Origin of the sequence: Desulfocurvus vexinensis DSM 17965, from assembly GCF_000519125.1 — a bacterium.
GTDB classification, from domain to species: Bacteria; Desulfobacterota; Desulfovibrionia; order Desulfovibrionales; family Desulfovibrionaceae; genus Desulfocurvus; species Desulfocurvus vexinensis.
Genome location: NZ_JAEX01000010.1, coordinates 58154 through 75172, shown reverse-complemented (window position 1 = coordinate 75172; position 17019 = coordinate 58154). Strand labels below are relative to the sequence as shown.

Here is a 17019-nt window from a genome sequence, read left to right as displayed (position 1 = left end):
GGGCAAAGAGCCTTATCCACAAGGAAAAGAACATGAAAGCAAGTCAGGAGTCAGGCCAGGACAGCGTCGTTCCGGGCCGCAAGCCCGTGCTGGAACTGCTGGACGCCGCACCCGAGCGGGTGGATACGGTGTTCCTGCAGAAAGGGGCACGTGGGCTAGAGATTTCACAAATCGTCGAATTTTGCAAGCGTGCCCGGGTGCGCTTCCGGCTGGTGGAGCGCGTGGAGCTGGAGCGCCTGTTCCCGGGCAACACCCAGGGCGTCGTGGCCCGGGTGCGCGAGGCGGGCTACGCGAGCTTCGAGGAGCTGTTGCGCACGGCCCTGGACGCGCCCTTGCCGCTGCTGCTGGCCCTGGACCAGGTCCAGGACCCCGGCAACGTCGGCGCCCTGGCGCGGACCCTGTACGCCCTGGGCGGCGCCGGGCTCGTGGTGCCGCAGGACCGCACGGCCTTTCTGGGCGGCGCGGCGGCCAAGGCCAGCGCCGGGGCCCTGGCCCGGCTGCCCGTGGCGCGGGTGGTCAACCTGGCCCGCGCCCTGGACCAGGCCCTGGACCAGGGCTGGAACGTCTACGCCACCGTGGCCGAGCCCGGGGCCGTGCCGCTGTTCGACGCGCCCCTGTACACCCCGGCGGTGCTCGTGCTGGGCAACGAGGAGAAGGGCGTGCGCCCGGGGGTGCAAAAGCGGGCCACCGCCTGCGTGACCATCCCCATGGCCCGGCCCTTCGATTCCCTCAACGTGGCCCAGGCCGGAGCCGTGGTGCTGGGCGAGTTCGCCCGCAGGCGCTGGGCCCGGCGCGGGCAGGGCGGCGGGGCCTGACGGGCAGGGCGGCGGGGCGGCCCATCGCCGTGGCCCGGCGGACCTGTCGCCGTTGCGGCGGCCTGCCGTCCGCGCCCTGGGGTTTCCTGCCTCTGCGCCACCGCGCTGCGGGGCGGCGTTCGGGACGCGGCTCCCCCCGCCAGCCAGGGCGGAGCCGCGCCGCCGCGCAATTTTCGCCCCTTCCGCCGCAGGCACCCCGGGTCGCGCCCTTCGGGGGCGGCGCCTGTCTGCCCCTTCGCCCTCGCGCCTGAGGTCCCTGGACCGCTGCCTCCCGGAGCCCACTCCCTGCGGCCCCCGCCGCCCGCACCGGGGTGTCTGCCCCGGCGCGCAATGGCTCAACCACGGGGCCTCATAAGCTGCCGGGCCGTGTCCGTCCGGCGGTGAGCCTATGCGTCTTCCCCCAGGCCCAGGCCCGGGCGCATGGTCTGGCCCGTGAGGGCCGTCTCGTAGCCGCCCAGGGCCTTGATGCGCTCCTGGAAGGCCGCGTCGCGCACCAGCTCGAGCATGGCCTGGATCTTGGGGTCCTCCAGGTGGGCCGAGGGGATGAGCAGGTCGTAGCGCTCGCGGGCCAGGGGCACGAAGTCCAGCCCCAGGGCCCGGGCCGCGGCCCGGATGCCCAGGCCGCAGTCTGCCGCGCCGGTGAGCACGTTGACGGCCACGGCCATGTGCGTGAACTCCTCCTTGTCGTACCCGGCCACGGCCTCGGGGGCGATGCCCGCCCGCTTCAGGTGGTCGTCCAGCAGGATGCGCGTGCCTGCGCCGCGCTGGCGGTTGATGAAGCGCACGTCGGGCCGGGCCAGGTCGGCCACGCCCGCAATGCCCTTGGGGTTGCCCGGGGCGACCATCAGCCCCTGGTGGCGGATGGCCAGGTTGACCACGGTCAGCTCGCGCCCGGGCAGGTACTTGTCCAGGAAGGGGAAGTTGTAGTCGCCGGACTCGGGGTCGAAGAGGTGGATGCCCGCCAGGTGGCAGGAGCCGTTCTTCACGGCCATGATGCCGCCCATGGAGCCGACGTGGGTCGAGGCCAGGCGGATGGGCGCCTGGCGGCCCATGAGGGCGTCGGCCAGCAGGTCCATGGTGTTGTCGTGGGAGCCCACGGCCACGAGGATGTCGTCCAGGGCGGCGGCGGGCACCAGCAGCTCGGCCTGCACGGTCTCGCCCTGCTCCACGCCCTCGGCGTTGGCCGGGATGCGCATCAGGCCCTGGGCGCGGGTCATGGTGGTGATCATGCCCGCCCCGCGCGCCAGGGGCGTGGCTACGTACTTGCCGCCGACCCGGCCGATGGACAGGCGCAGGAATTCCTCCATGCCCAGCTTGGACGGCACGCGGCGCGTCAGTTCGGCCTGCACGCGCGGGCGGCGGCGGGCGATCTTGCGCGTCATCCAGGCGGCCAGGGGCGCCAGCAGCTCTTCGAAGCAGACCACCGCGCTCACGGGATAGCCCGGCGCGCCCACCAGCAGCTTGCCGCCGTGCTCCGGCCCGGCCACGCCCAGCAGCGAAGGCTTGCCGGGCATGGCCTGGATGCCGTGGACCAGCACCGTGCCGAAGCGCTCCATGATCGCCCGGGAGTAGTCCTTGCTGCCCGCCGACGAGCCCGCGCCGATGACCACGATGTGCGCGTCGCTTGCCAGGGCCCGGGCCACGGCCCCGGCCAGGGCCTCGGGGTCGTCGGGCACCGGGGGCACGCGCGTGGCCTCGAAGCCCCAGGCCCGGGCCAGGGCCACGAAGACCTGGGAGTTGCTCTCCACCACCTGCCCCGGCTTGGGCTCGGGCCGGGCGGTGAAGTCCAGCACCTCGTCGCCGGTGGGGATGATGGCGATCTTCACCCGGCGGCGGACGTCGAGCTCCCAGATGCCCGCCGAAAGCAGGGCGCCCACATCGTAGGCCGAGAGCGGGTGGTTCTGGGGCATGAGCAGCTCGGTGGCCACGATGTCCTCGCCGATGCGCCGCACATGCTGCCAGGGGAAGGCCGGGGCCTCGATGGTCACGGCGTCGTCGTCGGCCTGGACCACGTTTTCGACCATGATCACCGCGTCCATGCCCGGGGGCAGGGGGTTGCCGGTGTTCACGGCCACGAAGTCGCGGCCCCGGGCCAGGGTCAGGGGCTGGCCCTCGCGGGCCATGAAGGTGGCCTCGGCGCGCACGGCGATGCCGTCCATGGCTGCGCTGTGATACGTAGGCGATGACAGTTTGGCATACACTCCGTGTGCGGTCACGCGTCCGGCGGTCTCGTGGGTGGGCACGGTTTCCACCCCCAGCAGGGCGTCGCGGTCCAGGGCGGCGCGCACGCGCTCCAGGGCTTCCTCGATGGGCACGGTGTCCAGATAGATGTTGCGCTTCATGGCGTGGCCTCCTTTGGGGCGGGGCGGGGGCAGCGGCGGGGCCGCCGGGGTGTCGAAGACAGATGTCCCTGAAGACAGGTGTGCTTGAAAAAGCGGGGGAGTTCAAGTGCCTGACGGCGGGCGGCTCAGTCCAGCAGCCAGACGTCCACCGCCGCCCCGGCGTCCATGCCTTCGCTTTCGGCGGGGATGCACACCAGCCCCCGGGCCTGGACCAGGGTCCGCAGCAGGCCCGACTTGCCCGCCAGGGGCACAGCCAGCGCTCCGGTCCCGTCGCGCTCCAGGGCCACGCGTACGTAGTCCTCGCGCCCGGGCTTGGAGTGGACGTTGCGCGCCAGGCGCGCGCGCACCGTGCGCCGCCGGGCCGGGTCGAAGGCCCCGGCGTCGCCCGCCAGGTGGCGCAGCAGCGGGCAGCCGAAGGCCAGCATGACCACCTGGGCCGAGGTCACCTGCCCGGGCAGCCCCCACACGGCCTTGGTGCCCACCCGGGCCAGGATGGTCGGCTTGCCCGGGCTGATGGCCACGCCGTGGGCCAGGATGCGGGCGTCGGGCTGGGCCTCGATGGCCGCCTGGGTCAGGTCGCGCACGCCAACGGACGAGCCGCCCGACACGAGCACCACGTCGCTGTCCGCCACGGCGGCGGCCAGGGCCGCTTCCAGGGCCCGGGCCTCGTCGGGCACCAGCCCGTGCAGCACGGGCTCGGCCCCGGCGGCGCGGGCCAGGGCGGCCAGGGTGTGCGAGTTCACGTCGCGCACCTGCCCCGGGCGCACGGTGGCGGCCACGGGCACCAGCTCGTCGCCGGTGGACAGGATGGCCACCCGGGGCCGGGCGCGCACCGTGGCGGCCTCGAAGCCCAGGGCCGCCAGCAGGCCGATCTCCTGGGGCCGCAGCACGGTTCCGGCGGCCAGGGCCGTGTGCCCGGCCCGGGCGTCCTCGCCGCGTAGCATGACGTTGTCCGCCGGGGCCGGGGATTTGCGGAATTCGATGGTGCCCGCGCCCAGGTCGGCGGTGTGCTCGACCATGACCACCGCGTCGGCGCCCCGGGGCAGGGTGCCGCCGGTGACGATGGCCGCGCAGTGGCCCGGGGCCAGCTCGAAATCGGGCTGCACGTCGATGGCCAGCTCGGCCATCAGCTCCAGGTAGGCCGGGTTGGCCTCGGTGGCGCCGAACAGGTCGCGGGCGCGCACGGCGAAGCCGTCCATGCACGAGCGGTCCACCAGGGGCAGGTCCTCGCGGGCGGTCACGTCCCGGGCCAGGGCGCGCCCGGCCAGCGCGGCCAGGGGCGCCTCCTCGGGGGGCAGGGGGGCGAAGCCGCGCAGCAGGGCGGTGAACTCGCCGGGGGACAGGACCTTGAAGAAACCGCCTTGCACGACCGGGCCTCCTGGGTTGCGGGAGCGGGGAAGGGGCAGTGTAGCGGATGGGCGGCCAAAAGCAAACGCCCGGGGCTGGGCCACGGTCCGGCACCGGCCTGACGGGCCGGGCCGGTGCCGGGGCGGGCGGGTTCGGGGGCGGCGCCGGGGCGGGCGGGAAGGGCGCCTCCGGGCGCCGGGAGGCCGGGGTGTTGGCGAAACGCGGCGGGATTCTTCATCCGGCGCACCCCCGGTGGCCGGGTGGCCTGCGCAGGCTGTTCCGGCGCGGCGCGGCGCCAGCACAGGGCAAGGGGCGCGCGGCGGGCTGCGGCGGGTGCGCGTGGGGCCCGGACCCGGCGCAGCAACACAGCGGATTGCCGTTTCCTGGCGGCCTGCTAGAATGGTGCCCGCAGGGCCCCGCGCCGGGGCCCCCGGAGGTTGTCATGCGCGTGGATCCAAAACGTTGGGGCCGGGCGGCGGCCCTGGCGTTGCTGGGGCTGGCCCTGTGCGGCTGCGCCGGGGCGCCCCGCACGGCCCAGGCCCCGCCCGGGCCCGAGCCGCGAGCCGTGGCCTGGGACTGCACCCCGGGCCCGGGGCTGCTCACGACCTTTGCCGACGACGGCAGCATGCTCCTGGAGGGGCCGGACGGTTCCGTGCTTTTCCAGGTCGCCGTTTCGGCCTCGGGGGCGCGCTATGTGGCCCCGGGGCGGCAGTTCTGGATCAAGGGCCAGGAGGCGCGCTACGAGACGGGCGGCGGCGAGGCGCTGTGCCGCGAGAACCGGCGCGGCTCCTGGGCCGTCGACGCCCGGCGGCGCGGGGCAACCCTGCGCGCCACGGGCAACGAGCCGGGCTGGGTGCTGGAGATCGGGCCCGAGCGGCTGTTCCTGCTCCTGGATTATGGAGCCACGCTGCTGGAGTTCCCCGCCGCCCCGCCCGGGGCGGCGGAGGGCGGGGCGGGGCGCGTCTGGCGTTCCCGGTCCGGGGGCCGCAGCCTGGAGGTCCTTGTGGAGCGCCGCCCCTGCACCGACGACATGAGCGGCGAGGCCTTCGACCACGCCGTGCGCCTGGTGCTGGACGGCGCCGTGCTGCGCGGCTGCGGCGGGGAGACGTGGTGACGCTGGCGGCGCGCTGGCGCTGGCTGCTGGCGGGCCTGGTCCTGCTGGCCGTGGCGGCCCTGCTGCGCCTGGGGCCCCTGGCCCCGCGCGGCCCGGACGCCGACCGCGACGGTCTGCTGGACCGGCGCCTGGGCGAGCAGGGCCGGCCCTGGACGGGCGACCTGCCGGAAATCCGCGCCGGGCGGCGGTTCGTGCGCGTGCTCGTCCGCTACGCGCACCCCGACTTCTATGTGGACGGCGGCGAGCTGCGCGGGCTGGAATACGAGATGATGCGGGCCTTCGAGGCGCATCTCAACGCCCGGGCCGCGCGGGTGCAGGACAAGCTGGCCCTGGTCTTCGTGCCCCTGGAGCGCGGGGAGCTGCTGGCGGGCCTGACCCAGGGCCGGGGCGACGTGGTGGCCGCCGGGCTGCCCGTGCCCGAGGACCCCGGGGAGGGCGTGGCCTACAGCCGCCCCTACATGGAGGGGGTGTCCCTGGTGGTGGTCGAGGGCCCGCAGGCCGCACCCCTGGCCGGGCTGGACGATCTGGCCGGGCGGGTGGCCTGCGTGGAGGCGGACGGCGCGGCGGGCCCGGCCCTGGCCAGCCTGGGCCGCGCCCTGGAGGCCCGGGGCCTGGCCGGGGTGCGCGTGCGCCGGGCCGAGCCTTACATGGGCGCGGGCGACGTGCTGGAACTGGTCCATGCCGGGGCCTGGCCCCGGGCGGTGGTGGAGCTGCACCTCGCGCGGCTCTGGGCCGAAGCGCTTCCCGGGCTGCGGGTGCGCGAGGACCTGCCCGTGGGCCGGAACCTGACCCTGGGCTGGGCCGTGCGCGACTCCAGCCCGGAGCTGCTGCGGGCCCTGAATGCTTTCGCGGCCACGGTGCGCCAGGGTTCGCTGCTGGGCAACGTGCTGCGCCAGCGCTATCTGGCTCCCGGGGCCGGGCCGGGCCCGCGCCCGGGCGAAGAGGACCTGGGGCGCCTGAGCGACCTGACGCCGCACCTGCGGCGCGCCGCCGAGGCGCACGGCTTCGACTGGCTGCGCCTGGCGGCCCTGGCCTACCAGGAATCGCGCCTGCGCCAGGACAAGACCAGCCCGGCGGGGGCCGTGGGGGTGATGCAGGTCCTGCCGTCCACGGCCCGGGCCACGGGCGCCGCAGCGGACATCGCCACCCCCGAGGGCAACATCCTGGCCGGGACGGCCTACCTGGCGCACCTGCGCGACGAGGTCTTCGCCGAGCCCGGGCTGGAGGACGCCGCGCGCATGGACTTCGTCCTGGCTGCCTACAACGCGGGGCCCACGCGCATCCAGGACCTGCGCCGCCAGGCCCCGGACCACGGGCTGGACCCCGACCGCTGGTTCGGCGCCGTGGAGCACCTCGCCGCCCGGACCATCGGCCGCGAAACCGTGGACTACGTGCTGGGGGTCAACAAGAACTACTTCATCCTGGCCGGGCTGGCCGAGCACATGTCGCGGCGCGAGGAGCGCCGCTAGCTGCGGGCGGCCCTCCGCCTCCCCCGCCGGGAAGGCCGGATGCGGCGGGGCATGGCGCCAGACCCGTTTCGGGCGCCGCCCGGCCGGGCCATGCCCAGGCCGGTCGGTCGCTCCGAGGAGCCCCGGCAGCCCTGCCGCGCATCGCTCAAACCCTTGCCCCCAGCCCTTCCTTCCGCCCGCTGCGCAGCCTTCGAGGGCGCATGGTTGCGCGCTCCGCACGGGTTTTCCCGTCCGCTGGCCGGGGCGGGCCCTGGCGGGGGTGGGCCCGCTCCGGCTAGGCGCAGCCCGGGGCGCAGGGCATGACCACGTAGCGCACCATGCCGTCCGGCGGCGGGGTCAGGGCGGCGGGGTCCACGGGCTGGCCGTCCAGCCGCGCCGCTCGGGTGTCGGCCCACAGCCCGGGGGCCTGGGCCACGCGCGCCCAGCCCGCGCCGTCCAGGCCGATGCCGCGCGGCAGGAACAGGTGCCCGGTCTCCGGAGCCAGGAAATTGAGCAGCTTGACCTGGATCACGGCCTGCCCGTCGCCTTGGCCGGGGGCGGTTTCGTGGTAGGTGATGTCCGTGCGGTAGGTGGCGATGAGATTGTCGCGGCCCATGGTGATGCCCGCCACGCCCGGCAGCATGGTGGACAGGGTCATCTGCGCACCGTGGCCCACGTGGGCGCTGTCGATGTCGTCCACGGGCCTGCCGCCCAGGAACACGGTGCGCACCCGGTTCTCCACGTAGTCGGGGTCCATGCCCAGGTCGCGCACCAGCAGCTCGCGCACCGTGAGCCCGCCGGGGATGCGGAAGCAGAAGCCCGCGTGCAGGGCCATGCGCCAGCGGCGTGCGGCCTCGCGGGGCTGGTCGAGGACGAGTTCCTGGCAGGGGGCGTCTGGGGGCAGGCTGGTCATGGGGGGTCCTTGCACTCCGTGGCGGTCATTTCATGTATGATGAAGTAAGAAACAGTAAGAAACGGTTATTTTCGGTATAGAACGGCTGTCATATCAATAAAAATTCATGTTGTTCTCTTTGACAATGGCCGCCCATGGGCCTAGACGGTAAGGTGTATCGGTCAACAGTGCAATACCAACGATGGTCCATCAGTCCAGGAGGATACGCTCATGAAGCTGCTGCGCATCGACACGGCCAAGCGCACGTGGAAGTTCGAGGAAATGGGTGCCTACGCGGGCCTGGGGGGGCGCGCCCTGACCTCGCGCATCGTCAACACCGAGGTGCCCGCCGACAGCCACCCCCTGTCCGGCGAGAACAAGCTGGTCATCGCCCCGGGCATCCTGACCGGCACCCTGGCCGCCAACTCCGGGCGCATCTCCGTGGGCGCCAAGTCCCCGCTCACCGGCGGCATCAAGGAGTCCAACTCCGGCGGCCTGGTGTCCCAGAAGCTGGCCAAGCTGGGCATCGGCGGCGTGGTGCTCGAGGGCAAGCCCGCCGCGGACGCGCCCTTCATGATCGTCAAGATCGACAAGGACGGCGTGAGCATCACCGACGCCCCCGGCGACGTGCTCACCGACAACTACGCCTACGCCGCCGCCCTGGACGCCCAGTTCGGCGGCAAGGCCTGCGTGGCCCTGGCCGGGCCCGCCGCCTGCCAGTGCCTCAAGGCCTCCACCATCCAGTTCACCGACCCCGAGGGCCGGCCCGCGCGTTCCGCCGGGCGCGGCGGCCTGGGCGCCGTGATGGGCTCCAAGAAGGTCAAGGCCATCGTTTTCGACGACAAGGGCGCCCCGGGCGTGGAATACGCCGACAAGGAGGCCTTCAAGGCCGCCAGCAAGAAGTGGGTGGACATCCTGCGCAACCACCCCGTGACCTCCCAGGGCCTGCCCACCTACGGCACCGCCGTGCTGGTCAACGTGCTCAACGAGGCAGGCGGCCTGCCCACCAAGAACTTCCGCTTCGGCTCCTTCGAGCACGCGGCGGACATCTCCGGCGAGAAGATGCACGAGGTGATCACCGCGCGCGGCGGCAAGACCACCGAGGGCTGCCACCCCGGCTGCATCATCCAGTGCTCCCAGTGCTACCTCGACGCCAAGGGCCAGTACCTCACCTCGGGCTTCGAGTACGAGACCCTGTGGGCCATGGGCGCCGCCACGCTGATCCACGACCTGGACATCATTGCCCAGATGGACCGCGTGTGCGACGAGAAGGGCATCGACACCATCGAGATGGGCAACACCATCGCCGTGGCCATGGAAGGCGGGCTCATCCCCTGGGGTGACGGCCCGGCGGCCCTGGCCCTGCTCAAGAAGGTCGGCACCGCCGACCCCATGGGCCGGATCATCGGCAACGGCGTGGTCTTCACCGGCGACGCCCTGGGCGTGGACCGGCTGCCCGTGGTCAAGAACCAGTCCATGCCCGCCTACGACCCGCGCGCGGTCAAGGGCGTCGGCGTGACCTACGCCACCTCCCCCATGGGCGCCGACCATACCGCCGGCTACGCCGTGGCCCAGAACATCCTCAAGGTCGGCGGGGACATTCCGCCCCACGGCAAGCAGGGCCAGGTGGAAGTGTCCAAGGCCCTGCAGATCGCCACCGCCGCCGTGGATTCGGCAGGCTTCTGCCTGTTCGTGGCCTTCGCCGTGCTCGACAGCGCCGAGGCCCTGGACGTGGTGGCCGACATGCTCACCGCCCGCTTCGGCCAGAAGTTCACCGTGGCCGACATCCTGGGCCTGGGCGAGGCCGTGCTGAAGGACGAGCTGGCCTTCAACGCCCGCGCGGGCTTCACCAAGAAGGACGACAACCTGCCGCGTTGGATGCGCGAGGCCCTGCCGCCGCACAACGTGGTCTGGGACTTCACCGAGGACGAACTCCAGGGCGCCAAGGTGGGCTGAGGCCCGGCGCGATGCCGTCTGTTCCGGCCCCCGTCGCGTCAGCGGCGGGGGCCGTTTCCTTGCCGGGGCCAGCCCCGGGCTTTACAAGCGCAAGGATTGGGGCTAAGGCTGCCCTTTTGGTTCCCTTGTCCGAACAACACCCGATTTCTGGAGGTAGAGCATAATGGCCCACAAGAAGCATGAGCGCAAGAAGGAGCTGGACCGCCGCCGCAAGCGCAAGAAGGAAGCCAGCAAGGAGCGCGTCCGCCAGGCCAAGGCCGCTGCGGGCAAGTAGTTTTTTTCCGGCCCCTGGCCGGGGCGGTCCGTCCGGGGTGCGGGGCGGCCCGCCGCCGGGAAATCCCCGGCCTGAAAGGTTTCGCGCCTGTTGACAGCCTTGTGCGGCATGCTTATCCGCCAACCCGGAAACTGCCGCAGAAGGGGTGATAGCAATGCCGATCTACGAGTACCGCTGCAACGACTGCGAACAGATCTTCGAGGAGTGGCAACGCAGCCACACCGAGGAGACCGTGCCCTGCCCGGTGTGCGGGAGCGAATCCCATCGCATCATTTCCAATACGTCCTTCGTGCTCAAGGGCACGGGCTGGTACGTCACGGACTATGCCAAGGGCCGCTCGAGCCACGGCAGCGCCAAGACCGATGCCGCCAATGCTGGCGGCAACGGCAACGGCAGCGGCGATGCCCCGGCCCTGGCCAAGGACGGAGCCGCGCAGGCCACGCCGCCCAAGGCGGAGGCCAAGGCCGCCAAGCCGGACGGAGCCGCCGCGCAGCCGTAGCGGCAAAAGGGCAGCCACGGCTGCCTTTTTTTTGGACGCCGGGCCCCGCAGGCCCGGCCCACCCCAACCGCATCCCTGGAACGCCCCCATGATCGACCGCTACACCCGCCCCGAGATGGGCAGCCTGTGGACCCAGGAAAACCGCTTCCGGGTCTGGCTGGAAGTGGAACTGGCCGTGTGCGAGGCCTGGAACCGCCTGGGCGTCATCGCCGAAGCCGACATGGCCACGATCCGCGCCAAGGCCGACTTCGACCTGCCGCGCATCCTGGAGATCGAGGAGCAGACCCGCCACGACGTCATCGCCTTCCTCACGGCGGTGGAGGAGAAGGTCGGCCCCGCCGCGCGCTTCATCCACCTGGGCTGCACGTCCTCGGACATCGTGGACACGGCCAACGCCGTACTGCTGGACCGCGCCGGGCGCATCATCGCCCGCAGCCTGGACGAGCTGCTGGCCGTGCTCAGGGACATGGCCCACCAGCACAAGGGCCTGCTGTGCATGGGCCGCACCCACGGCATCCACGCCGAGCCCACCAGCTACGGCCTGAAGCTGGCCGGGTTCTACGCCGAGATGCGCCGCCACCAGGAGCGCTTTGCCGCCGCCTGGCAGGGCGTGCGCGTGGGCAAGATTTCCGGGGCCGTGGGCACCTACGCCCACCTGAACCCCGAGGTGGAACGCCTGGCCTGCGAAATCCTGGGCCTGGGGGTGGACCCCATCTCCACCCAGATCATCCAGCGCGACCGCCACGCGGCGTTCTTCACCGCCCTGGCGCTGCTGGCCGGGGGCGTGGAGCGGCTGTGCGTGGAGCTGCGCCACCTGCAGCGCACCGAGGTGCTGGAGGTGGAGGAGGGCTTCGCCAAGGGCCAGAAGGGCTCCAGCGCCATGCCCCACAAGCGCAACCCCATCTCCGCCGAAAACCTGACGGGCCTGTCGCGCCTGCTGCGCACCAACGCCCTGGCGGCCATGGAGAACCAGGCCCTGTGGCACGAGCGCGACATCAGCCACAGCTCCGTGGAGCGCGTGATCATGCCCGACAGCACCATCCTGGCCGACTACGTGCTGTCCAGGCTGACCGGCGTGCTGCGGCGGCTGCGGGTCATCCCGGCCAACATCGAGCGCAACCTCAAGGGCTCCTACGGGCTGTTCTACTCCCAGCGGGTGCTCATGGCCCTGCTGGAGGAAACCGGCCTTGGCCGCCAGGAGGCCTACGAGATCGTGCAGCGGGTGGCCATGCGCTGCTGGGAGCAGGGCCTGCAGTTCCCCGAGCAGGCCCGCGCCGACGCGGACATCGCCCGGCTGCTGCCCCCCGGGAAACTGGACGAGGTCTTCGACTCCGGGTATTACCTGCGGCACGAGGACATGATCTTCAACCGCGTCTTCGGGAGCTGACATGCAGCAGATTCGGCGCGACCTGGCCCGGCTCCTCAAGGAAAAGTCCTACCGGGAAGGCGATTTCACCCTGACCTCGGGCCGCAAGAGCGACTACTATTTCGACTGCAAGCAGACGGCCTTGCACCCCCAGGGCGCCTGGCTGCTGGGGCGGTTGTTCCTTGAACTTCTCAAAGATTATGCTATCAAAGGCGTAGGGGGCATGACCCTGGGCGCGGACCCGCTGGTCAGCGCCGTGACGGTGGTCTCCTACACCGAGGGCCGCCCCCTGCCCGGGTTCATCGTGCGCAAGCAGCCCAAGGGCCACGGCACCAACCAGTACCTCGAAGGCATGGCCAACTTCGCCCCCGGCGACAAGGTCGTGCTGCTGGAAGACGTGGTGACCACCGGGGGCACGTTGCAGAAGGCCCTGGAGCGCGTGCGCGCCGAGGGGCTGGAGGTGGTCGGCGTGCTGTGCGTGCTCGACCGCGAGGAGGGCGGGCGCGAAAACCTGGCCCGGGCCGGATACGAGCTGACGTCCATCTTCACCAGGAGTGAACTGCTCCATGCGGCTGCCGACTAGAATCGTCCTGGCCCTGGCGCTGGCCCTGGCCCTCGCGGCCCCGGCCTGCCAGACGGCCACGCGCGACGCGGCCACCCTGCTGTGGCCCGACATGACCGACCCCTACATGCAGACCACCCGGCGCTGGACGCGCTCGGGCGCCGTCTACGACGGGGTGAACCTGGCCTTTTCCGCCGCGGCGACCCTCAAGGCCGAGGACTGGCGCCGGGCCTTCGTGGACAAATACGCCGAGCTGTACGGTCAGACCGGGGACGAGGCGGCCCGCGCCCTCGCGGGGCAGCAGGTGGCCGCGCAGCAGGGGCTGGAGATCGTCCTGGCCCTGGCCGCGCCCGGCGGCGGGGCCGACAGGCTGTCTTTGCGCAACGAACGCTTCAAGGTGTTTGCACTCTCCGGGGCAAATACGCTATACCCCCAGGAAATCAGGCCCATGGAGCGGGATTTCTGGCCTGCCGAGAAGCTGACGGCATTTTTCCCGTATGCCACGCGCTGGCGCAGCTTCTACACGGTGCGGTTCCAGGACGTGCCCGAGGGGCCGCTGGCTTTGGTGGTCGCCGGCCCTGCCGGACGAATCGAATTCACCTGGGTGACTTCCAAGTAGGGGCGTCGTGAGAAGGCTCTGTATCCTCGCTGCTCTGTCGGCCTGCCTGCTCTGGGCGGGCCCGGCCACTGGTGAGGGGTGGAAGGCGAACATCGCCGGGCACCCCAGCCTGCCGCACAAGTTTCTCGCGGTGGACAAGGCGTCGCAAAAGCTGCACCTCTACGCCCGGCAGAGCCCGCTCAAGGAGCTGTCGAGCTACCCCTGCACCACCGGGCAGGGCAACGGCGACAAGCAGTCCATGGGCGACCTGCGCACCCCCGAGGGCGTGTACTTCGTCGAGGGGCGCATGACCCGGCCCCTGGACTGGGAAATGTACGGCAACCTCGCCTACCCCCTGAACTACCCCAACCCGGTGGACCGCCTCAAGGGCAAGACCGGGTACGGCATCTGGATCCATGGCCGGGGCAGGAACATCGTCCCGCGTGACACGCGCGGCTGCGTGGCCATGAATACGCCGGATCTCAAGGTCCTGGGCCAGTCCCTGGACCCGGGCACCCCGGTGGTCATCTCCAGCGAACTGGCCGTGCGCACCGACGCCGTGGCCGACGCCGGGGCCGCCCGCGATCTCGAAGAGGCCGTGACCCTGGTGAACAAATGGGCCCGGGCCTGGGAGACGGGCTCCGAGGAGTTCTTCTCCTACTACGACCCCAAGGCCTACTCCGAGGCGGGTGAAGGGGACTTCGAGCGCTTCAGGGCCCAGAAGCGCAGCCTGTTCGAGCGCTACGCCTGGATCCGCGTCCTGGCCCACGACGTGCGCGCCCTGGCCGGGCCGGATTACGTGGTCACCTATTTCCGGCAGTACTACCGCTCCCCGGCCCTGGTTTCCGAGGGCATCAGCCGCCTGTACTGGATGCGCGGGGCTGGCGGCGGGCTGCGCATCGTGGGCCGCGAGTGGGAGCGCACCGGCGTGACCCTGGACGGCGCCTACCTGGAGCGCTCCAGGGCCGAAATCGCCCCGGTCATCGACGCCTGGCGCAAGGCCTGGGAGCGCGCGGACCTGGCGGGCTACATGAAGCACTTCGCCCCCGGAGCCACCCAGGGCGAGCGCTCGGGCCACGCCATCCGCGAGCACAAGGCCCAGCTGTGGCCCGTGGCCACGCCCAAGCGCGTGGTCTTCGGCTCACAGCGCTACGCCCTGGCGCCCGAAGGCATCGAGGTGACCTTCAACCAGACCTACGCCGCCAAGGGCGGCTACGAGGACAAGGGCGTCAAGACCCTGCTCATGGTGCCCCACGGCGCGGGATGGAAGATCCTTCGCGAAGACTGGAGGCCCCTGTAGATGAGCAGCAAGGCCAAGTACAACGTCCTGATGATGCGCGACAACACTCCCGTGCGCCGCTACCGGGTGGCCCCGGTGTGGCTCAAGCTGGGGCTGTATTTCCTGCTGGTGCTCATGGCCGTGGCGGGAGCGGGCGGGTACTTCGGTCTGGCCTTCTGGCGGGAGAACCAGGCCCTGCACGAGGAGCACACCGCCGTGATGCGCGAGCTGCGCGAGGCGCACATCGAGCTGGAGCGCCTGAAGAACATCGAGCAGATCCTCAAGTCCAACGCCGCCAAGGAGGCCGCAGAGCCCGGCGCCGGGGGCCAGGGTGCCGCCAAGGCGCCCCCCGCGCCGCCCCAGCCCCCGGTGGACCTCACGCGGATCTTCACCCGCACCGACCTGCAGCAGGTGCGTGTGGACAACATGCAGGCGCGCATCAACGGCGAGCGCCACATCCAGGTGGTCTTCAACCTGAACAACCTGCAGACCGAGGACGCCATCGCCGGCGTCGCCTCCCTGGTCGTCGTGGCCAACGACGGCAAGGACAAGCAGCCGCAATTGAACGAAAGCGACCTCATCTTCCAGATCCAGCGTTTCAAGCAGATTTCCACCTCCTTCGGGCTGCCCGCCGGGCTGACCCGGGGCGAGGTCTTTGGCCTGCGTCTGGTCATCAAGAATAACGAAGGGCAGGTTATCTTCAGTGACGTCTATCCGTTGGCGCGGATTCTGTCTTAGCCTGCTGGCGGCCCTGGCCCTGATGGCCCTGGCCGCGCCTGCCCTGGCCACGGAACTGCCCCCCCGCTTCACGTTCTTCGCCGGAACCCAGTATCCGCTGGACGTGCATTTCCTGCGCGGCAAGGAGCCCGGGCCCACGGTCATGGTCCAGGGCGGTATCCAGGGCGACGAGGTCTCCGGCTACCTGGCGGCCCAGATCCTGACCCGCGCCCAGGTGCGCAAGGGCAACCTGATCGTCATCCCCCGGGCCAACGTGCCCACGGTGCTGGCCAAGAAGCGCCAGATCAACGTGGACCTCAACCGCCGCTTCGACCAGGACTACAACACCTTCTTCGAGGACCGCCTGGCCCGGGCCATCCGCTTCCTGCTGCGCCGCTCCGACGCCTTCATCCACCTGCACGAGGGCTCGGGCTTCTACCACCCGACCTACGTGGACGGCCTGCGCAACCCGGGCCGCTACGGCCAGTCCATCATCATCGACACCCCGCTGTACGGCGGACGCATCAACCTGGCCCAGGTGGCCACCTCGGTGCTTGACGAACTCAACACGTCCATCGTTCCGGCCTGGCAGTTCAAGCTCTTCAACACCGATACCTTTTCCACCCGGACCGCGCACCCCGAGCAGCGCAAGTCGCTGACCTACCACGCCCTGTCCGAGGCGGGCATCCCGGCCCTGGCCATCGAGGTCAGCAAGAACATCAGCCAGCTGGGCTGGAAGGTTCGCCAGCAGGTGCGCGCCACCTGCCTGATCCTGGCTCAGTACGGGGTCGAGGTCGAGGTGCCCGACTTCAACGAGCAGGACGTGGAACGCGCGCAGGCTCTGTCGGTGGTGGTCAACGGCCAGCCCCTGCCCCCGGGGGGTGAGATCGTCCTGGCCCTGGGTCCGGGCAGCCGCATCGAGGCCAGCGCCGTGCGCGGGGCCTCGCTGTGCGACGCCGTCCCCGCCGTGGTCGCCCCCGACCGGCCCGACCAGAACCTCGTGGTCGCGCCGCGCCTGGCCCTGAACCGCATTCCCCGGCTGGACGTGCTGGCCGACGGCGACCGGGTGGGCAGCGTGCGCGTGGACTGGAACGAGGCTGGCGGCCCTAAGGCCTCAGGCGGGGTGCTGTTCGCCTGCTGGATCAACGGGGAGCTGCGCTTCGTGCCCGAGGGCGGCACCCTGGACGCCCTGGAGGGCGACCAGCTCCTGCTGGAGGGAGTCTGGGGCGCCACCGGGCCCGAGGGCGAGGTGCTCAACCTCAAGGGCTACGTGAGCCAGCCCCTGGGCAACGACGGCCAGGACGCCGGGCAGGAGATCATCCTCGACACCGGGGCCTTCATCGGGCGGTATCTGGAAAAGGCCGGAGGCGGGGGCGTGCTGTGCCGCGTGGTCCGCGAAACGCCCGGCATGCGCCGCTCCGAATTCGCGCTGCGGGTCCTGCCGCGCGAGATCCACGCCCTGCGCCTGGACGGGCCGTCCGGCGAGGTGGTGGTGCCCTGGCTGGCCGGGGGCAGCGTGACCCTGCCCCCGGGCCGCTACCGGCTGGCCGACGTGTGGAGCAACGGCCCGCGCGACAAGCTGCTGGCCACCACGGGCAACGACCTGGCCCCGTGGGCTTCCGGCTTCGAACTGCGCCCGGGCGACAACCTGCCCCTGACCATGCGCCAGGCCACCACCTTCCTGCCCCTGGGCAGCATGACCCTGGCCGCCGGTTCGCTCTAGCCGCGCCCCCTCGTCCCGGCAGGCGGAAGCCTGGGGGCGGTGCGCGTATCCCCTGGGTGGATTTGCCTCCGGCGGATCAAGGGGCAC

The 17019-nt window shown here is 71.6% G+C and carries 14 protein-coding genes; 11 read left to right on the top strand and 3 right to left on the bottom strand.

Annotated features, from left to right (window positions below; translation table 11 throughout):
* The first annotated feature begins 32 nt into the window (after positions 1–32).
* Positions 33–815, top strand: coding sequence for a TrmH family RNA methyltransferase (locus tag G495_RS0108900; RefSeq protein WP_028587519.1), 783 nt, complete (start codon positions 33–35; stop codon positions 813–815).
* Positions 816–1201: 386 nt separating this feature from the next.
* Here G495_RS0108900 and G495_RS0108895 read toward each other — a convergent pair whose 3' ends face one another.
* Both G495_RS0108895 and G495_RS0108890 read right to left on the bottom strand, forming a co-directional pair.
* A complete protein-coding gene (locus G495_RS0108895; protein ID WP_028587518.1) occupies positions 1202–3157 on the bottom strand; it encodes a molybdopterin biosynthesis protein in 1956 nt (651 codons plus the stop codon).
* Between the two features lie 125 nt (positions 3158–3282).
* Positions 3283–4524, bottom strand: coding sequence for a molybdopterin molybdotransferase MoeA (locus G495_RS0108890; protein ID WP_028587517.1), 1242 nt, complete (start codon positions 4522–4524; stop codon positions 3283–3285).
* Positions 4525–4946: 422 nt separating this feature from the next.
* Here G495_RS0108890 and G495_RS18435 point away from each other — a divergent pair, with 422 nt between their 5' ends.
* Positions 4947–5618, top strand: a complete 672-nt coding sequence (locus tag G495_RS18435; RefSeq protein ID WP_051445223.1) for an MliC family protein — start codon at positions 4947–4949, stop codon at positions 5616–5618.
* Entirely contained in the window at positions 5615–7087 is a 1473-nt protein-coding gene (locus G495_RS18430; RefSeq protein ID WP_051445222.1) for an MltF family protein, read from the top strand. The genes G495_RS18435 and G495_RS18430 overlap by 4 nt, the downstream gene beginning before the upstream one ends.
* 274 nt (positions 7088–7361) lie before the next feature.
* On the opposite strand, the gene G495_RS20365 is transcribed toward G495_RS18430, so the two are convergent.
* Complete coding sequence (locus tag G495_RS20365; protein ID WP_051445221.1) at positions 7362–7979, bottom strand: hypothetical protein; 618 nt, start codon at positions 7977–7979, stop codon at positions 7362–7364.
* A gap of 210 nt (positions 7980–8189) precedes the next feature.
* Between G495_RS20365 and G495_RS0108870 the strand changes: the two genes are divergently transcribed.
* The 8 genes from G495_RS0108870 (at position 8190) to G495_RS0108830 (ending at position 16932) form a co-directional block, all read left to right on the top strand.
* Positions 8190–9914, top strand: coding sequence for an aldehyde ferredoxin oxidoreductase family protein (locus tag G495_RS0108870; protein WP_028587516.1), 1725 nt, complete (start codon positions 8190–8192; stop codon positions 9912–9914).
* Positions 9915–10342: 428 nt separating this feature from the next.
* Positions 10343–10687 carry an FmdB family zinc ribbon protein gene (locus G495_RS20360; protein ID WP_051445220.1) on the top strand — a complete coding sequence of 115 codons (345 nt, stop codon included), beginning with the start codon at positions 10343–10345 and terminating at the stop codon, positions 10685–10687.
* 88 nt (positions 10688–10775) lie between these two features.
* Positions 10776–12074 (top strand): adenylosuccinate lyase, encoded by a 1299-nt coding sequence (gene purB / locus G495_RS0108855; RefSeq protein ID WP_028587515.1) that lies wholly within the window; start codon positions 10776–10778, stop codon positions 12072–12074.
* Between the two features lies 1 nt (position 12075).
* Positions 12076–12636 (top strand): orotate phosphoribosyltransferase, encoded by a 561-nt coding sequence (gene pyrE / locus G495_RS0108850; RefSeq protein ID WP_028587514.1) that lies wholly within the window; start codon positions 12076–12078, stop codon positions 12634–12636.
* Complete coding sequence (locus G495_RS0108845) at positions 12620–13234, top strand: hypothetical protein (RefSeq protein WP_028587513.1); 615 nt, start codon at positions 12620–12622, stop codon at positions 13232–13234. The genes pyrE and G495_RS0108845 overlap by 17 nt, the downstream gene beginning before the upstream one ends.
* A 7-nt stretch (positions 13235–13241) precedes the next feature.
* Positions 13242–14513, top strand: a complete 1272-nt coding sequence (locus G495_RS0108840; protein WP_028587512.1) for a L,D-transpeptidase family protein — start codon at positions 13242–13244, stop codon at positions 14511–14513.
* On the top strand, positions 14514–15230 hold the full coding sequence (locus tag G495_RS0108835) for a hypothetical protein (RefSeq protein ID WP_028587511.1): 717 nt from the start codon (positions 14514–14516) through the stop codon (positions 15228–15230).
* On the top strand, positions 15196–16932 hold the full coding sequence (locus G495_RS0108830; protein WP_245588400.1) for a M14/M99 family metallopeptidase: 1737 nt from the start codon (positions 15196–15198) through the stop codon (positions 16930–16932). The genes G495_RS0108835 and G495_RS0108830 overlap by 35 nt, the downstream gene beginning before the upstream one ends.
* The last annotated feature ends 87 nt before the right edge of the window (positions 16933–17019 follow it).